Raw genomic sequence first — 23,943 nt, 5'->3', positions numbered from 1 at the left:
AATAAAAAAGGATCTAAAATGACTAACTTAACAGCCTATTTCGATAAAATGGCTGGTATTTTACCTGAATTCAACAAAATTGAAGTGACACAGTTTGAAGAAGGGTTCTCAAATAAAGTTTATCGGTTAGATTGGAATAAATCTCCTAGAATAGTTTTACGATTACCGGACTTGGATGAAATGGCTTTTAGTATCGACAGACAAAGCGAAATGGCGGTTTTGCTTGCTGCTGCCAATGCCGATATTTCACCACCAATACTTTGGCATGATGAACTTGGCGCTTTTGCCTGTGAGTTTGTGATTCAGCCTTCTTTGGATTGGGCTGTCGAGCATTCTAAAAGCAACATAGAAAGGATAGCAAAAGCCTTGGCTCAAGCGCATACCTTGCCAGAGGTGAACCATCCTTTTTGTATTTATAATCTGATAGCACATTACCTTAAATCGATTGAGTCTTATGCTCCTATTAGTATGGAGATTCAAGCTGAGCAGGGTTATTTACAAACATTGCTTTTTAAATTACCGCGAGTTGAGCCCAGTCCATGTCGTGTTGTGTGCCATAACGATCTTAATCCTAAAAATATCTTAATGGATGATCAGACCATTTGGTTGATTGATTGGGAGTACACCGGCATGGGCGATCCTTTGTTTGATTTAGCCGTACTGTCACGCTCTCATAATTTAACTCAAATTCAGCAAGTTCATTTGATCGCCAGTTATGATGACTCCCTTGATATAGAAGTAACGCTGAACAAAATAGCCCAATACAGTTTGGCTTACTCATTGCGAGAGATGGCTTGGTTGCTACTGAAGCGCGTAGTGACACCTGAAGATACGTTGTCACTGGAATATTATTATGAATTTAAGGCAACACCAACACTCAACCCTTTTATCGCTCTAGATGATACTGCAGCGAAGGAGCGGAGTTAGGTGATGAATATAACGAGTGATTGGAAGGGTTATTTAGCGGATGAATTTAAAAAAGACTACATGCAGTCTTTGCAACAGTTTTTGCAATCTGAAAAACAAAAGAAGACGTTGTATCCTGATGAATCAGAGTATTTTACCGCGTTAAATTCCACGCCTTTTAGTCAGGTCAAAGTGGTCATACTTGGCCAAGACCCTTATCACGGAGAAGGGCAAGCGCATGGTTTGTCTTTTTCAGTGAAGCCTAACGTAAAAATACCACCGTCGTTGATGAATATTTATAAAGAATTGAACATGGATTTGGGTATTACGCCAGTGGATCATGGTTATTTATTACCGTGGGCAGAGCAAGGTGTCTTGTTGCTAAATAGTGTTCTAACAGTAGAAGCAAGAAAACCGGGCTCTCATCAAAACAAAGGCTGGGAGACTTTTACAGATAAAATTATTGAGATGATCAATGAAAAGCACGAAGGTGTTGTTTTTATGTTGTGGGGCGCTTATGCACAAAAAAAGGGAAGACACATAAACCATGAAAAGCATTGTGTATTAGAAAGCGTTCACCCTTCGCCCTTGTCTGCTTATCGTGGGTTCCTAGGGTGTCAGCATTTTTCTAAAGCCAACAAATATCTAACTCGTATTGGCAAAGAGCCGATAAAATGGGCGTTGGATCCAATTGATAAAAAGATAGCTGTAAAGGGAATTGGTCAAATAACCTTGCCGTTCTGATGTGTTGCAAGATAAGAAAATGGCGTCCATGTGACGCCATTTTTGCTTTATAGACTGTGCTTATTTCTTTATGTCTAACGGATAGGGAAGTGGCAATAAGGTGACTTCCTGATTACCCAACAAAATTTTATCCATTTCGTTTGGTTCAATATTCAAAATAATTTGGGCAAAGTAAGTCTCTTCGATATTCGCTACGGCAAAGACTTGACCGATAGTTTTGCCTTGCCCATCAGTGATGTCCAACGTGGTATCACTATGTCCTTGCCATGTAACTAAAATTAGCTGTTTCTTAGACTTACCTCGATATTGCATTCGCGCAACGATTTCTTGTCCAGTGTAACAACCCTTGGTAAAGCTGATGCCGCCGGTACTTTGCATGTTGAGCCACTGAGGTAAGATAGTTTCACTTTGTTCTAAGGTAATAAGTGGGCGAGCAGCCAATATTGTCAGAGCTGCCAGACCTTCGTTTTTTGCCTCGACCGTCGTGTTTCCTTGATTGGTAATGAGCCACTGGATTTCTATTGGATCATGGCAAAGTGTCAGGGTGATTGTTTCATTATTGTGAGTTGTGATGAAGTGCTCAGGCAACGTTTTTGAAACCGCTTCAATGCGTTGTGATGTGATTCTTGTATGAATAACAAAGGTATCTTGGTTGTCTACTAATTCCGCTTTGAAAAATACGGCATATTTTCTTAAATGTAATAATGTTTTTTCGATCAAGTCTTTTGACATTAACATAAGAATGTCGTCGCTCTCTTGAACGAGATAAAAACTGGAAATAATACGACCTTTGATACTGCAAATTGCTCCGTATAACCCATGATCGTGAGACAGTTTATTGATATCGCAGGTTATTTGACCTTGTAAGAATTTTCTAGAGTCCAAGCCTGTAACACGTAAAACACCGATATTCTGTTGTTTTGCAATAATGATGTCTTTGTTCTGTAGTATTGGGTCAATTATGTCTTGAAGCGAGGTCATAAAGCTTTCCATAAAAAGATCGGACATGAAAAAGGTTCGCAGCTTACGCTGCGTGAACAGCTTATCAGTGATGCCTATTCTTGTATTTTCAATAGCATTAGCCTAAAGATTTTAGTCTACCTCTAGTTCTGCAAACTGAGTTTGTACTTTAAGCAGTTTTGGAAGTTCCTGTAGAAGTAAAGGGGGGAGTGCTGGATCAAAATGTTTTCCACTTTGTTCCATAATGTAATTAATCGCTTTTTCTGTAGACCATGCTTTCTTATAAGGACGCTCGCTAGTCAAGGCGTCAAACACGTCGACTAATGCAACGATTCGTCCTTCGATTGGAATCTCTTCACCAGACAAACCATTCGGATAACCTGTGCCATCCCACTTTTCATGGTGTGTCATAGCAACGGAATGAGCCAGCTCTATAAGGTATGAGCTGGGATTAGATAAGATTTCACCTCCTATTTGAGCATGGGTTTTCATTATTTCGTACTCTTCAGCGGTGAGCTTACCTGGTTTAAGCAATATATTATCCGCTATCCCTATTTTACCTATGTCGTGCATTGGTGCTGCCATCATTAGGTCTTCTGCTGACTCCTCACAAAAACCGTATGCTCTTGCAATGATTTTTGCAAAGCGGCTCATGCGCTGTACATGCATACCCGTTTCATTGTCTTTGTATTCTGCTGCTCGTCCTAGGCGGTGTATTAAATCAATATGAGTAGTGAGCAGCTCATCTGCTTTAATCAAAGACAAGTGCGTTTTTACACGTGCTAAAACAATGGACGGTACAATGGGTTTTACAATGTAGTCAACGGCCCCAATCTCAAACCCTTTTTCTTCATCAATACTGTCTTTGAGCGCGGTAACAAAGATCACTGGGATATCCGCGGTTGCAGGGTTTTGTTTGAGTCGCTCGCATACTTCCAGTCCTGTCATTTCTGGCATCATGATATCGAGCAATATAAGATCAACCTGTTCTTTTTCAACCAGTTTTAGGGCGTCTTGTCCTGAACGGGCAAAAGATAAGCGATATTTAGCGGCCTGTAGAACTTGCTTTAACACTCTTAAGTTTGTGGGCTCATCATCTACCAATAGAATGCGAGGGGCTTGTTTGCTGCCTATTCTCATCTATCGGACTCCTTTGCTATTACTTTTTTTAAGTTAGCCAGTGTGATGATGGCGCTATTGAAATCAAAATCGCTGATTGCCTTACTTACTTCAATCGCTTGTCTTTTCATTGCTTTTGGCACGCTGCTGATTAGCAAATCTATGTTTTCGTCATCCACTTCTCCCGATCCTGCAGAAAGAGTGAGGGTATCGAGTAGAGATAATAATTCTATTTTTGAAAATACTACTTGAGTACTTGTTGGTTGAATTTGTAAGTCGGCACCAAATCTTTCCTTCAATTGTTGCAACTCTTCAGTGAACTCTGACAATGAGGAAGACAAGCTATGAATGCTTTTTAAGCATAGGTCATAATTTTTTGTTTGTGCTGTGCGTTCTATTTTCACCATCGAGTTGGAAATATTTAGCAGTGCCAGATTCCCAGATATTCCTTTTATTGCATGAGCCAATATTTTGATTTCTTGGTATTTGTGCGCGGATAAGAGTGCCAATAGTCTATTTATTAAATCGGCGTTGTGTGAAGCAAATGTTGATAACTCAGTCACATAGATTGGCATCTCACTCCATAATGAAAGGCCTTTACCGATATTGATTTGCAGGTTTTTATGGTCGCTGGCTTTCTCATCAATGATTTCTTGATGGAGTGATATTGGCGTTTCGTTTAATACTCTTGCCATTTCAGCAACCAAAGCATGGATATCTATAGGTTTGTTTGCAAAGCCGTCCATACCTGCCTGTTGTGCTTCTAATTTATCTTCTAGAAGCACGTTTGCGGTTAAGGCAATGACGGGCGTATGACTGAGTTGGTTTTCTTTCTCATATTGCCTGATAACTTGGGTCGCCATTAAGCCATCCATATTGGGCATTTGAATGTCCATTAGAATGATATCAGGTGCTAAGCTTTTAAATTGCTCAATGGCTTGAATACCATCTTTTGCTAAAAAGATAGCATGCCCTTGTCGTTTTAAAAGTAGGGTAAGTAATGTTAGGTTTTGTTCTATGTCATCCGCTAGGAGTATTTTTTTAGGCGTGATTACTGGCAGCTGAGATAATGTTACCTCTTTAGGTATTTCAGACTCTTTTAAAGGTAAATCGAAATAAAAGCAGCTACCAACCCCTATGTCGCTTTTAGCATGGAGTTCCCCGCCCATTAATGCTACCAACTGTTTTGAGATACTGGTGCCTAATCCAGTGCCGCCAAAGCGTCGGCTCATGGAAGCATCGGCTTGTGTGAACGGATCAAAAATACTTTTTAAGCGTTCTGGAGGAATACCTATGCCGGAGTCTTGTACGCTAAAACGTATGCTTTTATCACTGTTTTGGGAAACGGTCAGAGTTACATAACCTTTTTCGGTGAATTTTATGGCATTGCCTAAAATATTCATTAGCACTTGTCGTATGCGGTCTTCTGCGCCTAAATAAGCCCGCACAACATCCGTCTCTATTTCAAAGTGTAGTTCTAAGCCTTTATTCCTTGCTTGTAGCCACAGTGTCGATATCACCGTGTCTACCATGTTAGCAAGCACAAATACTTGCATATCTAACTCTAGTTTGTTTTTTTCTAATTTAGCGCTGTCTAGAATGTCGTTGAGAAGGTGAAGTAGAGATCGAGCTGATCTACTTATGGTCGCTAGGTGTTTTTTGTTTTCACCTGATACATCAGAATCTAACAAAATATCTGAAAAACCAATGATAGCGTTCATTGGTGTACGTATTTCGTGGCTCATGTTTGCTAAAAATGACGATTTACTTTCCGCTGATGCTTCCGCTTTTACTTTTGCTAAACGTAACTCATTTTCCATCTCAATACGTTGTGAGATGTCTAAAATAACACCATCAATCCATTCAGGGTCGCCTTTTTCATTATAAATGACAGAGCTACTTTCCAGCACCCAAACATAGTGACCTTCTTTGTGTCTTAGGCGGTATTCTATTTTATAGGTATGACGTTCCTCAATCGCCTTGTCGATAACAGCTGAAACGCTTTTGACGTCATCTGGGTGAACAAGTTTGCCTAAGGATATGTCGTCATTATAAAAATTAGCAGCGCTCCATCCTGCAACATCATAAATGGCATCACTAATGAAAATAGCGGTCCAATCTTTATCCATTAAGCAGCGAAACGAGGCCCCAGGGATGTTTTTAATTAAAGAACTGTACTGTTTTTCACTTTTTTTGATAGTTTCTTCCATCGATTTTCTGGCAGAAATATCACTGATAAAAGCGACAAAAAGTGTCTCGTTGTCGAGAATATCAACACGACCCACACCAATTCTGATCGGAAAAACGCGCCCATTTTTGTCTGTAGCTAGAATTTCTCGTTCGGTGCCTGAAATGTCTGTATCGCCAGTGTTTCGAAAAATGGCTAAAAAAGCATTAAACTCTGGTATGGACCCAGTTTCCTAGACAGTTTCTAGCTCCGTAAAATATCGCTTTTCATATTGCAGTGGCGATAATCCATCATTGGATCCATGGTGTCGCTTTGGATTATAAAAGCACTCGATATAATCAAAAATCTCTGAACGAGCATCGCTTCTTGTTTGATAGGTTCGATTGCGTACTCTTTCTTTTTTTAACAATGAGAAAAAGCTTTCCGCAACGGCATTATCATGGCAATTACCACGACGGCTCATACTGGCTTCCAGATTATTATCTTTTAAGAAGGTTTGCCAATCTTTCGAGGTATATTGAGCGCCTTGATCAGAGTGTACCAGTACTTTTTTTGTGGGACGTCGCCGCCAAATAGCCATGAGTAAAGCATCAATAACCGACTCCGCTGTTGCTCTTGATCTCATTGACCACCCTACGATCAATCTAGAAAATAGATCCACAACGACGGTGACGTAAAGCCAGCCTTCTTTTGTCCGGATATACGTAAAATCAGTTACCCAGACTTGATCTGGCTCTGGGACAATAAACTCTCTATTTAGTGTATTTGGCGCTGTGTTACGCTCAGCGCCACTATAAAAAACAGGGTGACGTTTGTAGCCTATGAGCGCTTTTAGGCCCTCACGGCGCATCACTCTTAGCACTCGATTCTTTCCACAAGACTTACCTTCTCCTTTTAGGTCTTTGGTGATATTGCGGTAGCCGTAAACACAACCACTCTCAAGCCAATGCATTTTAATCGTAACGGCAAGTTGGTCATCTTCTTGTTCTCGTCGACTTTTTGGGCGGTCCAGCCAAGCGTAAAAACCGCTCCTATGGACTTGCAGTGTTCGACATAAGACAACAATAGAATAGTCGTTGAGCCGTGATTTTATGAACGTGTACTTTTCTTTGACTCCCCGGCAAAGTACACGGCGGCCTCCTTTAGAATGTCCCTCTCTTCGGTCACCCGCTGAAGCTCCGCTTTGAGCCGTTGGATCTCTGACTGAGCGGAATCTTCCGCTTTTCGACTTGCTTCAGGTTTGCGGTATCGAGCAATCCAATCATGCATACTTTTGTAACTAACGCCAAGTCGCTCAGCCACTTCAGCAATCTTATAACCACGCTCTGTTACTTGTTTAACGGCTTCAATTTTGAACTCTTCGGTATAGCGTTTCCCACTCATAATTCACCTCATCTTTACCTATTATTATATAGCTATGAGATGTCTACAAAAGTGGGTCCATACCACTCATCGCTGTATTTTTGAGGAAATAATTTTTCGAATGACTGATGGATAATGTCTTTTTCTTGCCACCCAAAGATAGTGCAGGCTGCTTTATTGAATTCTTTGATTGTGCCATTGCTGTCAATAGTAATGATTCCATCAACCGCTGTATCCAATGTTGTTTTTAACCTCACTTCACTGGCGGTTTTTTCTAATAACAGCTGACGGTATCGTAACTGAGAGGCAATATTACTCGCTAGAATAGAAAGCAATAAAGTAATAGTAGCAACGACAAAGGAAAGGTAACTGTTGGGATTATTTGACATATGGGTCATTTCTACATCACTGGACGAGATAAAACGTGCTCCCGCCATGCCTGTATAGTGCATTCCTGCAATAGCAGATCCCATGATCAAAGCGCTGATGCTACTTACCCACTTTTGACTGAGTCCTGTCCATAACTTTCCGACGTAGTACTGTGTGGATAGCGCAATAAATGCCAGTACGACGGCTATGAGAATAGAGAAAAAGAACCAAGTTGGGTCATACCTAAGTTCAACATCCATTTCCATGGCTTCCATGCCGATATAATGCATAGCGCCAATGCCACCCCCGACGAATACACCATTAATAAGTAATTGCCAAATACTTAAATTTGGCTTGATCAGTCTTTTTAATGTGACGTAAGAGGCTAAAATGCTGGGTATTAAAGAAACTGCAGTAAGCAGTGGGTCATAAGAAACAGGGTGTCCCATGTTGAATGCCAGCATACCAACAAAATGCATGCTCCAAATGCCACCGGCCATAATGAAAGAGCCAGACACGAGCGCAATGTTTTTGTATTTTTTGATAACAATGTGTTGTGCTATAGAGGCGAAGTGCAGAGCAAAAAATGAGGCCACCGCAGCAAGCACGATAGAAAGAGCGACCAGGAAGTAGTTGTAGTCTCCTGTCATTAGGTTGCTATTATCTACTTGGGTGACAAAAAAATTATTAAGCCATTGCATCAAGTTATTTATTACCTGTGTTATTGGTTATTTTGAAGAGATTAATTCATCAAAAAGGTCTGGGTGTTTCTTGGTGACCTTTTGGACTCAGTTTAAACTTTTCGATTTAAATGGCATTAAAGTTAACTTTTTCTATTAGCTTACGGTACAAAAAAGGCCAATGTACCGGATTTCATTGACTCTATTTACTATTCTTTCGAGTATAGAAAAATTAGAAATGATATGTGCATAGAATGCCATATTCAAATACAAAACCAATAAAAAAATTTAATAGAATGAGTAATAAAATGTATTTAGGTCTTGATCTTGGAACATCGGGTTTAAAAGGCGTCGTTATTGACGACAAAGGCAATGTTCTGGCACAAGAGTCGGCTTCTTTGTCTGTTAGTAGTCCTCATGCGACTTGGTCTGAGCAAGACCCTTTATCATGGTGGCAGGCGTGCATTGATGTGATTGAGCAATTACAGCAGCGCTTGGATTTGAGCAAACTAAAAGCATTGGGGTTATCAGGGCAAATGCATGGTGCCACATTGTTAGATAGCCAAGGCGATGTTTTGCGACCTTGTATCTTATGGAATGATGGCCGTAGTCAAGCACAATGCCAGGCGTTAATGGCCGAGTTTCCTGATTTAATCGAGCGTTCAGGCAACCTCGCGATGCCGGGTTTTACCGCGCCTAAAATACGCTGGGTGCAAGAAAACGAACCGACTGTTTTTGAAAAGCTCGCTTTTGTATTGTTACCCAAAGATTATTTGGCCTATCGCCTAACGGGCGAGATGTCATCGGACTGTTCAGATGCGGCGGGAACCTTGTGGCTGAATCCTCAAACGCGCCAATGGGATAACGTCTTATTGGCTGCGACGGGCTTAACACAAGCTAATATGCCGAAAGTACACGAAGGGTGTGATCTTGTGGGTGTACTATCAGAAGAGGTTGCTCAGCGGCTTAAATTGCCTCAACTACCTGTCGTAGCTGGCGCTGGTGACAATGCTGCAGGCGCTGTCGGCATGGGTGTCACGAATCCTGGCCAAGGTTTTATCTCGTTGGGCACATCGGGCGTGTATTTCACCGTCAGCGAATCCCACAAAGCGAACCCAGAAAATACCGTTCATGCGTTTTGCCATGCATTGCCGAACCGTTGGCATCAAATGGGCGTGACATTAAGCGCAGCAAATTCATTGGCTTGGTTTTCTAAGTTGTTGGGTAAAACCGTTCCTGAATTACTGGACGGATTAGAAGATTCAGGTCTTCAGCGCACCAGCGTTCTGTTCTTACCGTACCTGAGTGGTGAACGCACACCGCACAATGACCCATTAGCGAATGGACAATTTGTGGGGCTGGTGAATACGACAAATGTAGAAGCCATGACGCTGGCCGTGCTTGAGGGCGTTGCGTTTTCTTTATTAGATTGTCAAAACGCGCTGGACAGTGCGGGCAGTATTGCCGATGAGTTATCTTTGATTGGTGGTGGCGCGCGAAATGCGATGTGGCGTCAGATTATTGCTAATGTGCTAAACAAACGTCTTATTTATCGTGATGGCGGGGATGTAGGTCCTGGTTTGGGTGCGGCCCGTTTAGCGTTGTTAGGCGAGCAGCATGGACAAGGAAAAGACATTGAGCGACTTATTAAGGAATATTGCACCATGCCAGAAGCACTAGAAGTTCATGAGCCAGAAGAAGCGACTAGATCATACTATCAAGAGAAGTACGCTTTGTATCAGTCTCTTTATCAATCAACAAAAGACTTAAACGACAAGCTGGCTCTATTATCCGATTAATAAAAAAACGCCGCTGGACATACCATGTCTGCGGCGTTTCGTGATTTTTGTGTGTTAATGTATTATGACAGAGGCATAGCGCCTTCAATATGAATATTGCTTTGTGTACGGAAATCTCTAGGTGTTACACCTTTTAGTTCATGAAATCTGCGGTTGAAATTGGCCACATTGTTGAACCCGACTTGAAAGCAAATAGTCGCGATCTGTTGGTCTGTTTCGATTAAGAGACTACAAGCGCGACTGATTCGAACACGATTCACAAACTCAATAAATCGATTGCCTGTGGCTTTCTTAAAAAAGCGAGAAAAATGGCTATCAGACATACAGATTAAGCTTGCCACACCAGAAAGAGTGATGTCTTGGCTATAATTTTTGGATACGTAATCAACAACGGTATTAATTTTTCTTTGTAACGTTTCGCTGGATTTTAAGTCAATTTGAACCGTTGAAAGTAAGCGATAGCTTCGGCTTTTAGCGAGTTTTTGTAAAAGCGGAAGGGAAAGGATTAACCTAGACAGCCCGCTAGAATCTCGTACTTGTTGAAAGATTTCTTTCAGAAATTCATGGTCTAGATCGAAAAATTCAATCCCTGATTTTGCTCTTGCCAGCATAGGTAGAATTTCTGCTAGCTCAGGTATGATTTTCATGCCATTCGAAAATGACTCATGGTGAAAGCGAATCACCATGTCTCTAAGCTGAACGTCCTCTTGTTCGTTTTGACAGATCCAGTTATGAGGAAGTCTTGGTCCCGTTAAAATGAGCTGCCCCGGAGAATAATTGCCAATATAGTCGCCTATAAATACCTTGCCTGATGTCGCTACAATAAAATGTAGCTCGTAGTCATCATGGGCATGCCAGCGAATGAGATCGCTAGGGTAACCATGCTCTAAATATCGAATGGTTTCGTTATCTTCAACGATTTCGTATTCAGGGGTGATGCGTTTGGCGGTATTAGACATAGTCTTTCTCATGGAAGCTCAGATATAAGGGTAGATTTTGTTTGATCGTGTCTACGTTATCTTGCCACTTTCTTTTTATTATTAATAATAAAACATCCTCAAGAAATAATGGTCAAACTGACTGAATCACCTTTATTTCTTGGGATAGGTTGCCGTTATCTATGCATATTTTTCCATACTAGCCTGAATTGCTTGTGTAAGTTGCTCTACAAAATCAGGAAAATCAGTGGGTATACTGCCCCATAAAAAACGATCGTTTGCAAAGGCTTGAATGCCTGTTGCGTCATTACTAAAAGAAGCAAGTGCGGCTTTATTCGGCTCATGATAAGGCGTTTTAATTTTACCCTCATTGGTGAGTTGAATAAATGCAAACCAACTGGCAATCCCTTGAATTGTCTTGATTGGAGTGCGGCCTTTTCGATAATTACCTTCCAATGTTGGAAAGATAAAAATTGGAAACTTTGCGTAGCCATCTGTGCATATTCGCTCAACCGTATCGCCAATATTGGCATTGCTGAAACGCTGAGCGATTATGTTGAAATAAGCGGGAAGGTCCACCACAGAATCACCAATGGCTGGAATCGAATCCTGCAGAATAAAGTCTGTAAAGTACTGGTTTAATTCGTTATCGCGCATCGCTTCATCAAAATACGTTAAGCCTTTTAAGGCCGCTTGATACGTGACACAAGTGTGCCCCGCATTCAATATACGAATCTTGGCTTCTTCAAACGGCACAACGTTGTTGACGAATTGAGCGCCGACTAGATCCAGGGAAGGTTTTTTGCCAGCAAAATTGTCTTCGATAACCCACTGGATGAAATCTTCACCCATGACGGTCATTTCATCGTCAACACCAAAGCGAGTTTGCACATCATCAACATGCTTTTGGCTTGGTTTAGGCGTGATGCGATCGACCATAGAGCAAGGGAAAGAAACGTTTTCCTTAATCCAATCAGCCAATGCTGGGTCTTGTTTGGCGGCAATAAATTGCATCAGTCCGGCTTCTAACAATTCACCATTATGACGAAGGTTATCACAACATAATAAGGTGATTTTAGCCTTTGACGTTTCGCTACGCTTTTTTAGACCGGCATATAGGAAGGCATAAAGGGTGTTTCTCGCCCCATCGACGTCGGCTTTAATGGCTGGATGTTCAAGCATTAAAACTCGATTTTCATCAAGGTAATAGCCCCCTTCGGTTACGGTTGATGTCACAAGCTGAATGTTTGCATTGGCTAAGGCTGCGTCGACATCTAGTGGCGCTTGCGCGCCATCGATTTGCTGAACAATAGAACGAATGTGCTCGTACTTGGTGGCACCATCGGCCGCCATAGTTTTTAAGACATATTCGCCTTTTTGCTCGATGAAACGAGCAAATACTTGGCTATCTTGTGGGCGTATATTGACGCCAATGATCCCCCAGTTTTGCTCATTGCCATGGGCTAATAGTCGGTCAAAATACACGGCTTGGTGAGCGCGATGAAAAGCGCCCACGCCTAAATGTAATACGCCAGCTTGAATGGCTTCTTTTTGGTACTCTTGAACAGAAAGCTGTTCTTTATTGAGCGAAGCTTGCAGGTGGTTTGACATGTTACGCTTCCTCTGGAATCACAGAAATCACTTGATCTTTATCGTTGAACAGAATGATCTCCTGTACATCCACTTTGATGCTAACTTCTTGGCCGTCTTTAAGTTCGGTGCGTGCACCGGTTTTCACAATAATGGTCTGATCGTTAAGCAATTGAATGTGGGCATAAGCTTCTGAGCCTAAGTGCTCAACTAATTCAATCCGACCAGTCAGGTCTCCGCCTTCTGCTACCAAGCTCAAATGCTCAGGGCGAATACCCACAATAGCGAAATCAGGCTGTGCGCCTTTTATGCGATTCGCAGGGAAGTGGATGGTGTGGCCAAATAGGTCAAAGACTAATTCATTTTCTTTATGCGTGATTTTATCAGCAGGTATCAGGTTCATTTTTGGAGTGCCAATGAACTCGGCAACAAAACGGCTGTTTGGCTTGCGATAAAGTTCAAGCGGCGTGCCGACTTGTTCTATTTGACCTGCATTTAAGATAACTACACGATCCGCTAGCGTCATGGCTTCTACTTGGTCATGGGTTACATAAACCATAGTCGTGCCCAGTTTTTTGTGAAGACGAGCAAGCTCCAAGCGCATTTGAACCCTAAGCGCAGCGTCTAAGTTGGACAGTGGTTCGTCAAATAAGAATACTTTTGGTTGACGAACTATGGCACGACCAATCGCCACACGTTGGCGTTGTCCGCCTGACAATTCTTTTGGCTTACGTTCAAGTAGTGGATCAAGCTGCAACGAGGCAGAAACAGAACGTACTTTTTCTTGAATTTCATTATTTGGTATTTTCGCAAGGCGAAGCGCAAACGACAGGTTATCCGCCACCGTCATGTGTGGGTATAGCGCGTAGGATTGGAACACCATTGCCAAATCACGTTTTGAAGAAGCCAGTTCGGTAATGTCTCGGCCGTCTAGTTCAATACTTCCGCCATTACTGGATTCAAGACCTGCGATAGTACGCAATAGAGTCGATTTACCACAACCAGATGGCCCAACAAAGACCACGAATTCACCTTCGGTAATGGATAGATTGATACCTCGAAGTGCGTGGTAGCTGTCGTAATGTTTTTGTAAATCTGTAATCTTTAAATATGTCATGTGAACGCTTCCTAATAATTATTTTACGGCGCCGAATGTAAGGCCTTGAACCAATTGTTTTTGACAGAACCAACCAAAAATGACGATTGGAGCACACGCTAATGTCGATGCAGCAGACAGTTTTGCCCAAAATAAGCCTTCAGGGCTTGAGTACGAAGCAATCATTGCGGTTAGCGGTGCGGCTTCCGACGCGGTTAAATTAAGTGACCAAAATGCTTCGTTCCAACAAAGAACGATAGACAAAAGTGCTGTTGATGAAATGGCGCCAACAGAAAGCGGTAAAACCACTTTAACAACTTCGTCCCAAGGTGTAGCTCCGTCCATTCTTGCGGCTTCTAGAATTTCTTTTGGTAAATCTTTGAAGTAGGAAAAAAGCATCCATACCACAATAGGCAAGTTCATTAATGTAAAAATAATGATCAAAGCAAGACGAGAATCGAGTAATCCATAATCTCTGCATAGAATGTAAATAGGGACTAATACACCAACCGCTGGAAGCATTTTGGTTGAAAGCATCCATAGCAAAATGTCTTTAGTACGTTTGCCTGGAAAAAATGCCATCGAGTAAGCCGCTGGAATGGCGATTATCAGTGCAAGAATCGTCGCACCAAAGGAGGTGACGACGGAATTCCATGCATGATGAATATAGTCACTTCGTTCCTGAACAATTCTGAAGTTATCCAGCGTGGGTTCAAAAAACAGTTTAGGCGGGATTGAAATTGCCTGTAACTCTGTTTTGAACGAGGTGATAAACATCCAAAAGATGGGGAAAAATAACACCAGTGCAACCGTCCATGCTAATAGGCCAGTCATAATGGTTTTGAGTTTACGTTGTTGATTAAGAGTCATCGTATTTACCTCACACCGTTAGGTTTTTGCCAACGGCACGAATTAAGAAAAAGGCGACGATATTGGCAAGCAATACTGCAAACAAACCACCAGCAGAAGCCACACCAACGTCATATTGAAGAAGGGCTTGGTTATAAATTAAGTAGGCTAAGTTTGTGCTGTCATATCCTGGGCCACCGCCAGTAGAAACAAAAATCTCGGCAAAAACGGCCAGTAGAAAAATAGTTTCTATCATGATCACAACCGCAATAGGGCGTGCTAGGTGTGGGATAGTTAGGTATCGGAATATGTGCAAGCCTGTTGCGCCATCCATTTGAGCCGCTTCTTTCTGTTCGGTGTCTTGGGACTGTAGCGCTGTCACAAAAACCAGAATAGCAAAGGGAAGCCATTGCCAGCTCACCATGATAATAACGGACATTAGAGGGTACGAAGATAGCCAGTCGATAGGTTCAAACCCCAATGACTGTGATATCCAAGCAAAAATGCCGTAAACCGGATTCATCATCATGTTTTTCCAGATTAAGGCATTAACCGTTGGCATGATAAAGAAAGGAGAAATTAACAATACACGCACGATGCCCTGTCCGAAGAAAGGTTTATCAATCAAGGCGGATAATATGACGCCTAATACAACGGTGATGATGAGTACTGACAGTAGCAGTATCAATGTATTGGCTACCGCAGGAATAAAACCAGGATCGGTGATAAAGAACTCAAAGTTCTGCAAACCGACGAAGTTATTCCGACCTGGGTACAATAAGTTGTAGCGTATGGTGGAAAAGTAAATGGTCATGGACAAAGGTATGACCATCCAAACCAACAGTAGGATGACTGACGGCGCCATTAATAAGCGAGTGATTGAGCGCTTCATGTTATGTGTCTCTTATTATAAGCAGGGATATTCTCCTTAGAGGGGGAGAATTAGAAATAAGAAATAGGGCGTAAGCCCTATTTCTCTGTCAGTTGAGGCTAGTAATAACCCGCTTGACGCATTTGACGATCTGCTGCTTTATTAGCTATTTTCAAAGCTTCATCTACAGTCATAGATCCAGCGAGGGCGCCTGAAATCATTTGACCAGCCGTTGTCCCAATTGCTTGGAACTCAGGAATAGCAGCAAACTGAACACCAACATATGGAGATGGTTTTAGTGTGCTATCTGTCGGATCAGCAGAATTAATTGCTTTTAGCTCTGCTTCAGCAAAAACGGCCGCTTTTTGGAACTTAGGGTTAGCATAAGTACTTGCTCGTGTACCTGTAGGTACTGCAGCCCAGCCGTTCGTTTTACCAACAAGCTGGATATACTCTTTAGACGTTGCCCAACGAACAAATTTCTGTGCCGCATCGGCGTTTTTCGTTGCGGCTGGAATGCCAAGTGACCATGCCCAAAGCCAGTTCGCGCCTTTTTCTGTTACAGCGATAGGGGATTGAGCGAAACCAACTTGATCAGCGACTTTGCTTTGCTTAGGATCCGTTACGAAAGACGCAGCGATCGTGGCATCAATCCACATGCCGCATTTGCCTTCATTGAACAAGGCTAAGCTTTCGTTGAAGCTGTTGCTGCTTGAACCTGGAGGGCCGTATTTCGTTAGCAAATCAACATAGAAAGTAACCGCTTCTTTCCATTCTTTTGTTTCTAGTTGAGGCTTCCAATTTTCATCGAACCAACGCGCACCAAAGGAGTTAGCCATGGCTGTCATAAATGCCATGTTGTCGCCCCAGCCAGCTTTACCACGTAAGCAAATACCGTAAATGCCTTTACTTGGATCATTGACGGCAGCGGCTACATCACGAATGTGTTCCCAGCTATCACGGTCATTGATTTCCATTCCAGCGGCCTTTACAAGGTCTTTACGATACATAACCATTGAGCTTTCGCCGTAGAATGGTGCTGCGTACATAGTGCCTTCGTAAGATAAACCGCCACGGATAGATGGCAGAATGTCTTTAGCATCGTAACTACCGCTAGTGTCTACCGGTTGCAACCAACCACGCTCGCCCCAGATAGGCGCTTCGTACATACCGATTGTCATTACATCATAAAGACCACTTTTATTAGCAATGTCTTGAGTGACGTTCTGGCGTAATACACCTTCTTCCATAGTCACCCATTTTACTTTAATTCCTGGGTTGGCTTTTTCAAATTCTGGTGTGAATTTTTGCATTTCGATCATGTGGCCGTTATTAACGGTGGCTACGGTGATTTGAGTTTCTGCGAAGGTGCTAGCGGCTGACATAGCTGCAGTAATAGATACTGCGTACGCTAGGGTTTTTTTGGTAAAGCGTTTCATAGGTTTTCCCCGTGTTGGAGTTTCTTTGTTTTTATAGTAGTACCTAATTTCCAGATAATTTTTTATCAAGGAACAATATTAATATAGGCCATGTCATAATTGACGCGTTAATACGTAAATAGCTAATACTAGTACTATTCTGTTCCATTTTCCTATTCTTGATGAATAATGAGTCAATATAATACTTCTTTATTTCTATTCCCCGAGCGGTATGTCTTTGTCTAATAAGGATTTATGTGACAAATATCAGTAAATTGTCTTAAGCTGTTTTCGTTTCTTTTATTTAGATGGCTATAATGATGAGATTCTATTCAAAAGGTAACGACATGAGTGAAACATCGGATTCATTGAGCTTTAAGCGTCTGAAATGGCAATGCCGTCGTGGTATGTTGGAGCTGGATATCCTTCTAGAACCGTTTCTTGATGAAGTCTATTTGACGCTTGAAGAGGAAGATAAGCAGCGTTTTCATAAGCTGATTGAATGTGAAGACCAAGAGCTTTTCCCTTGGTTTATGCAAAAAGAAAAGCCAGAAGATTCGGACCTTGCTCGTATTGTCAATATTATAGTGACTCGTGTTCAGCCTAAAAGCTACTGAGCTTAAATGTTCATGGATCGGCATCGCGTTGTGGTTTGTCATTGCCTCAGTTTATGCCGCTCTATTTCATCTCTATTGGATGCCTGTTTTTTGGCGTGCTTTATTTTATATTCTTGCCGGTTTATTTGGCGTGCTATTTTTGTTTCGAGTTGTGCGCCAGTCGTCTCATCAAATTGGGATCGATGAGCAAGGTGTATTTTTGCTTGAGCGTGGACGTTGTAAAAGGTTGCTTTTTATACGATCAAATGATGTTCAGTTGATCGCTAAAGTGGATCGGTCTCAGTTTTTTTCGGATCGATTTTGGCCTGTTTATCGAGTGATTTACCGCGATAGTGTGACAAAAGTGCAATATCGAATACTACGTTCTTTCGCAGCACAACAAATTTTGTTGCGCCGCAGCGAGGCGTTTAAAAAGCGGATGGATAGGCGGCAGGCGACCTAGTCTGTATTTTGAGGCGTTAATATTGTTGGTGAACTAGTGGTCTGCTTGTTCGGATAATCTAGCGTGAAATGCAGGCCGCGGCTTTCTTTTCGAGACATGGCCGAGCGTATTATTAAATCTGCCACCATGGCTAAGTTACGTAGTTCTAATAAGTCATTTGAGATTTTGTAATTAGCATAAAATTCTTGGATTTCAGACAGTAATAAATCGACTCGATGTTTCGCTCTAAGCAGTCGTTTGTCGGTTCTGACAATGCCCACGTAATCCCACATAAAGCGTCGTAGCTCTTGCCAGTTATGGGTGATAACCACGTCTTCATCTGAATTTGTTACCTTACTTTCATCCCAATCAGGAATCATAATGTCACTTGCGGACAAGCGGTTTTCAGAAATGTGATGAGCGGCGGAGCGTGCAAAAACAATACATTCCAGTAGCGAGTTGCTTGCTAGGCGGTTGGCGCCATGAAGTCCTGTATAAGCGGTTTCACCGATGGCATAAAGGTTTTCAATGTCGGTTGCACTGTGTCGGTTGACGACCACGCCACCGCAGGTGTAATGCGCAGCCGGCACAACAGGTATTGGTCCTTTGGTCATGTCGTGACCATATTCCAGGCAGCGTTTATAAATGGTTGGGAAATGTTCTTTAATAAATTCTGGATCTTTATGAGAAATATCCAGTAGAACGTGGTGAACGCCAAGGCGTTTCATTTCATGATCGATCGCTCGTGCAACGATGTCCCGTGGTGCGAGCTCTTCTCTTTTATCAAACTTACTCATAAAGCGAGTGCCATCAGGCAGCAATAGTTTGCCACCTTCGCCACGAACGGCTTCAGAGATTAAAAAGGTCTTGGCTTTTGCGTCATAAAGGCAAGTCGGATGGAACTGATTAAATTCCATATTGGCCACTCGACAACCTGCACGCCATGCCATGGCAATACCGTCGCCTGACGCTGTGTCTGGATTACTCGTATAAAGGTAAACTTTACTGCTGCCGCCGCAAGCGAGCGAAACAAAGTGACCGTGAAAGACCTCGATAACATCGTCGTCTAGGTTGAGTGCGTAAACGCCTACTGCGCGATTTGGGCCTGCGATGCCTAGTTTTTTAGTTGTCACCACATCGATGGCGACTCGATTAGGATAAAAATCGATATTTGGGTGATTGGTGGCGTTTTTGATGAGAGTCTTGGAAATAGCCAGTCCTGTGGCATCGGCACTGTGAATAATACGTCTGTGGCTATGTCCGCCTTCTTTGGTTAGATGGTATTCCTCGCTTTCACCATAACGAGTGAATGGAACACCTTGATCGATAAGCCAATCAATACTTTCTTTTGAATGCTCAACGGTAAAGCGTATGGCGTCTGGATCGCCAAGCTCAACGCCAGCGTCGATGGTGTCATTAATATGAGATTCAATAGTGTCTTTATCAGACAATACAGCGGCGACACCACCTTGAGCATACAAGGTTGACCCTTCTCGGATATCTGCCTTTGTCAAAATGGCCACGCGATGATGATCCGCGAGCTCAAGAGCAAGCGTTAGGCCTGCGGCCCCTGCGCCAATAATGACGATGTCGTGTTTATAGTGTCGACTCATTGTATTGATCTAATTATGACTAAAAAATTAATGTTACTATTGTTGGCAATAAATAGTGAATACTTTCTGAGGTCGTATTTTGAATATTCGCCATACTTCATGATTTAGGGCGGTTCTATTGCTCTAAATCCTAGTTTGGTCATAACAAGATGGGAACTCGTTTGATTAATTGTTGTCTTCTCTTGTAATAAGCAAGGGCGCAGATGAATAAGGTTTTAGTATGAGGTGCCTATGCCGCACGAAACGTCTTCCGATCAGGCGTTAGTTGAGAAAGTACAGCAGGGCGACAAGCGGGCGTTTGATCTGTTAGTTGTCAAATATCAATACAAGGTCATCGGTTTAATTGGACGTTATGTACAAGATAGAAGTGAAGTACTGGATGTCGCTCAAGAAAGCTTTATTAAAGCGTATCGAGCGATAGGCAGTTTTCGAGGGGAAAGTGCCTTTTATACTTGGTTGTATCGAATTGCTGTTAATACGGCCAAAAACTACCTTGTGAGTCGTTCTCGTCGTCCTCCAGAATCCGATGTTGAGCTGGATAATGAGGAGGTCTTCAGTATGTATGAAGCCTTAGCGGATATAGACACGCCTGAAGCAAGGTTAAACAGTGATCGTCTTGAAGCCGCGATTAATTATGCCATTCAACATTTGCCAGAAGAGTTGCGTAGCGCGTTAACCTTACGAGAGTTTGATGGTCTGAGTTACGAAGATATTTCGTTGATCATGGAATGCCCAGTTGGGACGGTTCGCTCACGAATTTTTCGTGCTCGTGAGGCGGTAGAAAAACACATACGTCCGTTGTTGGATGGAGGAGAGTAGCCATGAAAGATTTCAATGACCGTTTCCCTGAAAACGATAGTCCCCCAGAAATACTTTCTAGCCTGTCGGCTATGTTTGATGGTGAAGCGTCGGAGCAAGATATTGAGCGTCTAGTTAAAGGCGATCATACGGCGCTGAGTCGTCAGTTAGAAAGTTGGCATTTAATACAGCAGACACTTCATAAAGATTCCGATGTCGCTGTTGGCCTTCAAAACAGTTTGGTCTCTCGTATTCGAGTGGAAATTGATAACGACGATTCTTACACAGAAGAACAAAAGGTAGGATTGGGCAATGCCCCTATTCCTTTTGTTCTACCGATAAAAAACAACGTATCCCGACCTGTTTGGCAGGTTATGCTGTCGGGTGCCGCGATCGCGGCGAGCGTTACTTTTGTGATTGTTTTTGGTGGTAATACGTTGTTAAAAACAGACACTATATCGCCTAATTTAATTGCTGAAGTCCGCTCACCTGCCAATAATTTGGTTATAACGCCATTATCAGAGTTGAATAAAGAGTCGTTGCTGGTGGATAACGTTAGACTCCAGAATTACCTTAGACAACACGCTGAGCAGGCGGCGATGACGGTAGGTCAAGGAATGATACCTATGGCTCGCGTCGTTAGTTACCCCATACAAGAGTAATTTATGAGAGTGTTTTTTCAATTGCGTATTATTTTCATAGCATTATGCCTTGTTGTCTCAAGCGTGGGGATGGCAAGTACAGCGGCCCCGGATGCATTGCAGATGTTGAGAAGTATGACTCAGTCATTTAGTGCACTGAGTTACGAGGGTATATTTGTTCATTCTGAAGCCATGAACATGAACAGCATGCGTATCCGCCATGATGTGACGGGTGAGATTGAATATGAAAGCTTGGTGGATCTAGACGGTGATAAAGTGGAAGTCTTGCGCATTGATGACAAAATCATTTGTGTCTATCCGAATGCTCATGTTGCCAATTTGCGTACGCCACGGGTACCGCCGTTTAAGCGCTTCAAAAATGTCGAAAGCAATCGTCTAATTAAAGGCTATGAGATGATCGTAGGGACGGATGTTAGTCGAATTGCTGGTCGTAATGTGGTTACCGTAAAATTGGTCCCAAAAGATCAGTATCGATATGGTCATCAATTCTGGCTAGACAAAGAAAACCACTTTCTTCTAAAGCATGACATGATGAAAATGGATGGGCAGTTACTGGAAAGAATTCAATTTACGTCGGTGAATTTTACCCCAGACTTGAAACATGACGATTTTGTCCCAAAAAAGGGTAGTTACTCTGAGCCAGTATTGGAAGTTCAGCCAAGGCGCATAAAAAATCTTTGGCGGTTTGACTGGTTACCGGAAGGTTTTTCACTTGTTTGGCCAGAAGCCCGTGCTTTGAATCACGGTACCAGCATGCTTCTTTTATCCGATGGCATGACGACCGTGTCTGTTTTTGTTGAGCCAATCATGAAGCCAAAAGCACTGTCTATCTTAAGTATGGGGGCGACAATGGCTGGAGAGCGCAGTATTAAAGTTAAAGATCAGTTGTATCTGTTAACCATGGTAGGCGAAGTGCCAGATGTGACCATAGAAAAATTGATGAATGTGTTTATGCCAAGGGCAGATCATGATTGAAGAAACCGGAAGAGTGTTGTCGATCGAGGACGGTTTTGCTGACGTCGAAACTATTCGTACCAGCAGCTGTACTTCTTGTCGTGCCCGCCATGGATGTGGTCATCATGCGATAGCACAAGTGTCTTCTTCTAATCGAATGCGAATGCGTGCGATTGACCCGTTGGCTGTGGAAGTGGGGCAGAGTGTAGTGGTCGGTATCCCGGAGGATACCTTGCTACAAGCGTCTGTTTGGATGTATCTAATACCTCTACTTGGTTTGATTGGCGGTGCTGTTTTACCTTCGGTCTGGGGTGGCGAATCAGGCATTGCTGTTATTTTTTCTATTATTGGTTTCGCTGGTGGGTTATTACTAGCAAGAAATAAGTCAAAACAAGAAATTAACAATCTTGATTACTACCCAAAAATTTTACGAATTGAATCGCTTAAGGATGATCAAATACCGTTGGTATTTACACCGTAAGCGTCTAATTGTCTTCACCTGGCACTGTAATGAATTTGGTACGTCTTAAGGAGACCAATCAATGAACAGATTGCTTAAACACGTTAGTGTGGTTTTTGTCAGTACTTTTATGCTGACGTCTATGCTTTCTCACGCGGCTTCACTCCCTGACTTTACAGAGTTAGTGGAAGAGGCCTCTCCCGCTGTTGTGAATATCAGTACGGAACAAACTGTTACCACAAAAACGGCTAATGAAGGGGGTCAGCAATTAGGACCTAATAGCGAAGAACTCAACGAATTCTTTAAGCACTTCTTTGGCCAACAGCCTTTTGGTCAGCAAGCACCACCTCAGCAGCAGGGACCGCGTAGTTCATTGGGATCTGGTTTTATTATTTCCCAAGATGGCTATGTGCTGACGAATAATCATGTGATTGATGAGGCGGATGTTATTCATGTACGCCTAAACGATCGCCGTGAGTATATTGCTAAATTAGTGGGAACGGACCCTAGAACGGATCTGGCGTTGCTAAAAATTGATGCAGAGAATTTGCCTATCGTAAAAATGGGCGATTCAGACAAGCTTAAACCCGGTCAGTGGGTGTTGGCCATTGGTTCACCGTTTGGCTTTGATTACACCGTTACTGCGGGAATAGTCAGTGCAACGGGTCGAAACTTGCCATCTGACAGCTATGTGCCTTTTATCCAAACTGATGTCGCCATTAATCCAGGTAATTCTGGTGGACCTTTGTTTAACTTGGATGGTGAAGTAGTGGGGATTAACTCACAAATCTACACCCGTTCTGGTGGCTTTATGGGTGTGTCTTTTGCGATCCCTTCTAATGTTGTGATGTCTGTTGTTGATCAGCTAAAACAAGACGGTAAAGTGTCTCGAGCTTGGTTGGGCGTACTGATTCAGGATGTGAACAATGAGTTGGCTGAATCTTTTGGTTTAGATCGACCAAGCGGCGCGTTAATTAGCCGAGTGCTACCGGACTCTCCAGCCGAAAAATCTGGTTTGAAGTCTGGCGATATTATCATGGTATTTAATGGTAAAAAAATCGAGCACTCTGCAGAATTACCTTATGTTGTGGGGCAGATGAAAGCGGGCGAAAAAGTCGATGCGAAAGTGTATCGAGATGGGAAAGAGCAAACTATCTCTGTCACGTTAGAGGCTAGACCAAATGATCCGAAAGCACTGGCTCAATCTCAACAAGATCAGAACCGCCTTGGTATGATTGTAGGGGAGGTTCCTGCAGATATGGCCAAGAAGTTTGATATTGAAAGTGGTGTCATTATTGAGCAGGTTATGGGTGGCACAGCGGCACGTAATGGCCTTCAGCAAGGTGATGTGATTACCATGTTGAACGGTAAACGTATTGATGGTGTCGCTGCTTTCACTGAAATTGCTAAGGCAATTCCGAATGATCGGTCTGTACCAATGCGTGTTATTCGACAAGGTTATCCCATGTTTATTCCATTCAAAATTGTGGAATAACGACTAGGTGAAATGCAAAAAAGCGACCATTTGG

Annotated in this window: 22 protein-coding genes; 10 read left to right on the top strand and 12 right to left on the bottom strand. The window is 42.6% G+C overall.

Annotated features, from left to right (window positions below):
* Positions 1-18 precede the first annotated feature (18 nt).
* Positions 19-927 carry a phosphotransferase gene (locus MP3633_RS14485; RefSeq protein WP_176336065.1) on the top strand — a complete coding sequence of 303 codons (909 nt, stop codon included), beginning with the start codon at positions 19-21 and terminating at the stop codon, positions 925-927.
* A gap of 3 nt (positions 928-930) precedes the next feature.
* The gene (ung, locus tag MP3633_RS14480; protein WP_176336826.1) at positions 931-1,650 is read left to right on the top strand and encodes a uracil-DNA glycosylase; all 720 of its coding nucleotides are present in this window, start codon (positions 931-933) and stop codon (positions 1,648-1,650) included.
* A gap of 60 nt (positions 1,651-1,710) precedes the next feature.
* On the opposite strand, the gene ygfZ is transcribed toward ung, so the two are convergent.
* From ygfZ to MP3633_RS14455, 5 genes are all read right to left on the bottom strand, one after another.
* Positions 1,711-2,631 carry a CAF17-like 4Fe-4S cluster assembly/insertion protein YgfZ gene (ygfZ, locus tag MP3633_RS14475; protein WP_176336064.1) on the bottom strand — a complete coding sequence of 307 codons (921 nt, stop codon included), beginning with the start codon at positions 2,629-2,631 and terminating at the stop codon, positions 1,711-1,713.
* A gap of 111 nt (positions 2,632-2,742) precedes the next feature.
* On the bottom strand, positions 2,743-3,750 hold the full coding sequence (locus tag MP3633_RS14470) for a response regulator (RefSeq protein WP_176336063.1): 1,008 nt from the start codon (positions 3,748-3,750) through the stop codon (positions 2,743-2,745).
* Complete coding sequence (locus MP3633_RS14465; RefSeq protein WP_244959666.1) at positions 3,747-6,014, bottom strand: PAS domain-containing hybrid sensor histidine kinase/response regulator; 2,268 nt, start codon at positions 6,012-6,014, stop codon at positions 3,747-3,749. Before MP3633_RS14465 ends, MP3633_RS14470 begins: the two co-directional genes overlap by 4 nt.
* A gap of 135 nt (positions 6,015-6,149) precedes the next feature.
* Positions 6,150-7,300, bottom strand: a protein-coding gene (locus MP3633_RS14460) for an IS3 family transposase (RefSeq protein WP_176334288.1) whose coding sequence is annotated in 2 segments (ribosomal slippage) — positions 6,150-7,063 and positions 7,063-7,300 — 1,152 coding nt in all. Because the reading frame shifts where the segments join, the coding sequence is not laid out codon by codon here.
* Between the two features lie 32 nt (positions 7,301-7,332).
* On the bottom strand, positions 7,333-8,349 hold the full coding sequence (locus tag MP3633_RS14455; protein WP_176336062.1) for an MHYT domain-containing protein: 1,017 nt from the start codon (positions 8,347-8,349) through the stop codon (positions 7,333-7,335).
* Between the two features lie 287 nt (positions 8,350-8,636).
* On the opposite strand from MP3633_RS14455, the gene xylB reads away from it, so the two are divergent.
* Positions 8,637-10,127, top strand: a complete 1,491-nt coding sequence (gene xylB, locus MP3633_RS14450; protein WP_176336061.1) for a xylulokinase — start codon at positions 8,637-8,639, stop codon at positions 10,125-10,127.
* A gap of 62 nt (positions 10,128-10,189) precedes the next feature.
* Here the strand turns inward: xylB and MP3633_RS14445 are convergent, their stop codons facing one another.
* The 6 genes from MP3633_RS14445 to MP3633_RS14420 all read right to left on the bottom strand — a co-directional run bounded on the left by MP3633_RS14445 (position 10,190) and on the right by MP3633_RS14420 (position 16,910).
* Complete coding sequence (locus tag MP3633_RS14445) at positions 10,190-11,086, bottom strand: AraC family transcriptional regulator (protein WP_112140763.1); 897 nt, start codon at positions 11,084-11,086, stop codon at positions 10,190-10,192.
* Between the two features lie 159 nt (positions 11,087-11,245).
* Entirely contained in the window at positions 11,246-12,676 is a 1,431-nt protein-coding gene (locus tag MP3633_RS14440) for a mannitol dehydrogenase family protein (protein WP_176336060.1), read from the bottom strand.
* 1 nt (position 12,677) lies between these two features.
* Positions 12,678-13,772 carry an ABC transporter ATP-binding protein gene (locus MP3633_RS14435; protein ID WP_112140760.1) on the bottom strand — a complete coding sequence of 365 codons (1,095 nt, stop codon included), beginning with the start codon at positions 13,770-13,772 and terminating at the stop codon, positions 12,678-12,680.
* Between the two features lie 18 nt (positions 13,773-13,790).
* The gene (locus tag MP3633_RS14430) at positions 13,791-14,621 is read right to left on the bottom strand and encodes a carbohydrate ABC transporter permease (protein ID WP_112140758.1); all 831 of its coding nucleotides are present in this window, start codon (positions 14,619-14,621) and stop codon (positions 13,791-13,793) included.
* Between the two features lie 10 nt (positions 14,622-14,631).
* Entirely contained in the window at positions 14,632-15,492 is an 861-nt protein-coding gene (locus tag MP3633_RS14425; protein WP_112140756.1) for a carbohydrate ABC transporter permease, read from the bottom strand.
* Positions 15,493-15,590: 98 nt separating this feature from the next.
* The gene (locus MP3633_RS14420; protein WP_112140754.1) at positions 15,591-16,910 is read right to left on the bottom strand and encodes an ABC transporter substrate-binding protein; all 1,320 of its coding nucleotides are present in this window, start codon (positions 16,908-16,910) and stop codon (positions 15,591-15,593) included.
* Positions 16,911-17,236: 326 nt separating this feature from the next.
* On the opposite strand from MP3633_RS14420, the gene MP3633_RS14415 reads away from it, so the two are divergent.
* Both MP3633_RS14415 and MP3633_RS14410 read left to right on the top strand, forming a co-directional pair.
* Positions 17,237-17,506, top strand: a complete 270-nt coding sequence (locus MP3633_RS14415; RefSeq protein WP_112140752.1) for an FAD assembly factor SdhE — start codon at positions 17,237-17,239, stop codon at positions 17,504-17,506.
* The gene (locus tag MP3633_RS14410; protein WP_176336059.1) at positions 17,484-17,948 is read left to right on the top strand and encodes a hypothetical protein; all 465 of its coding nucleotides are present in this window, start codon (positions 17,484-17,486) and stop codon (positions 17,946-17,948) included. Before MP3633_RS14415 ends, MP3633_RS14410 begins: the two co-directional genes overlap by 23 nt.
* On the opposite strand, the gene nadB is transcribed toward MP3633_RS14410, so the two are convergent.
* Positions 17,945-19,540 carry an L-aspartate oxidase gene (gene nadB, locus MP3633_RS14405; protein WP_176336058.1) on the bottom strand — a complete coding sequence of 532 codons (1,596 nt, stop codon included), beginning with the start codon at positions 19,538-19,540 and terminating at the stop codon, positions 17,945-17,947. The two genes, MP3633_RS14410 and nadB, sit on opposite strands and share 4 nt — an antisense overlap.
* Positions 19,541-19,771: 231 nt before the next feature.
* On the opposite strand from nadB, the gene rpoE reads away from it, so the two are divergent.
* The 5 genes from rpoE (at position 19,772) to MP3633_RS14380 (ending at position 23,909) form a co-directional block, all read left to right on the top strand.
* Entirely contained in the window at positions 19,772-20,359 is a 588-nt protein-coding gene (gene rpoE / locus MP3633_RS14400; RefSeq protein ID WP_112140746.1) for an RNA polymerase sigma factor RpoE, read from the top strand.
* Positions 20,360-20,361: 2 nt separating this feature from the next.
* Positions 20,362-21,000 carry a sigma-E factor negative regulatory protein gene (locus MP3633_RS14395; protein ID WP_176336057.1) on the top strand — a complete coding sequence of 213 codons (639 nt, stop codon included), beginning with the start codon at positions 20,362-20,364 and terminating at the stop codon, positions 20,998-21,000.
* Between the two features lie 3 nt (positions 21,001-21,003).
* Positions 21,004-21,975, top strand: coding sequence for a MucB/RseB C-terminal domain-containing protein (locus MP3633_RS14390; RefSeq protein WP_176336056.1), 972 nt, complete (start codon positions 21,004-21,006; stop codon positions 21,973-21,975).
* The gene (locus MP3633_RS14385; protein WP_176336055.1) at positions 21,968-22,435 is read left to right on the top strand and encodes a SoxR reducing system RseC family protein; all 468 of its coding nucleotides are present in this window, start codon (positions 21,968-21,970) and stop codon (positions 22,433-22,435) included. The genes MP3633_RS14390 and MP3633_RS14385 overlap by 8 nt, the downstream gene beginning before the upstream one ends.
* A gap of 61 nt (positions 22,436-22,496) precedes the next feature.
* Entirely contained in the window at positions 22,497-23,909 is a 1,413-nt protein-coding gene (locus MP3633_RS14380; RefSeq protein WP_112140739.1) for a DegQ family serine endoprotease, read from the top strand.
* Positions 23,910-23,943: the final 34 nt, after the last annotated feature.

Source organism: Marinomonas primoryensis, from assembly GCF_013372285.1.
Classification (GTDB): Bacteria; Pseudomonadota; Gammaproteobacteria; order Pseudomonadales; family Marinomonadaceae; genus Marinomonas; species Marinomonas primoryensis.
Note: the sequence above shows the minus strand (reverse complement) of the source record. Positions and strands in the feature narration are given on the sequence as shown.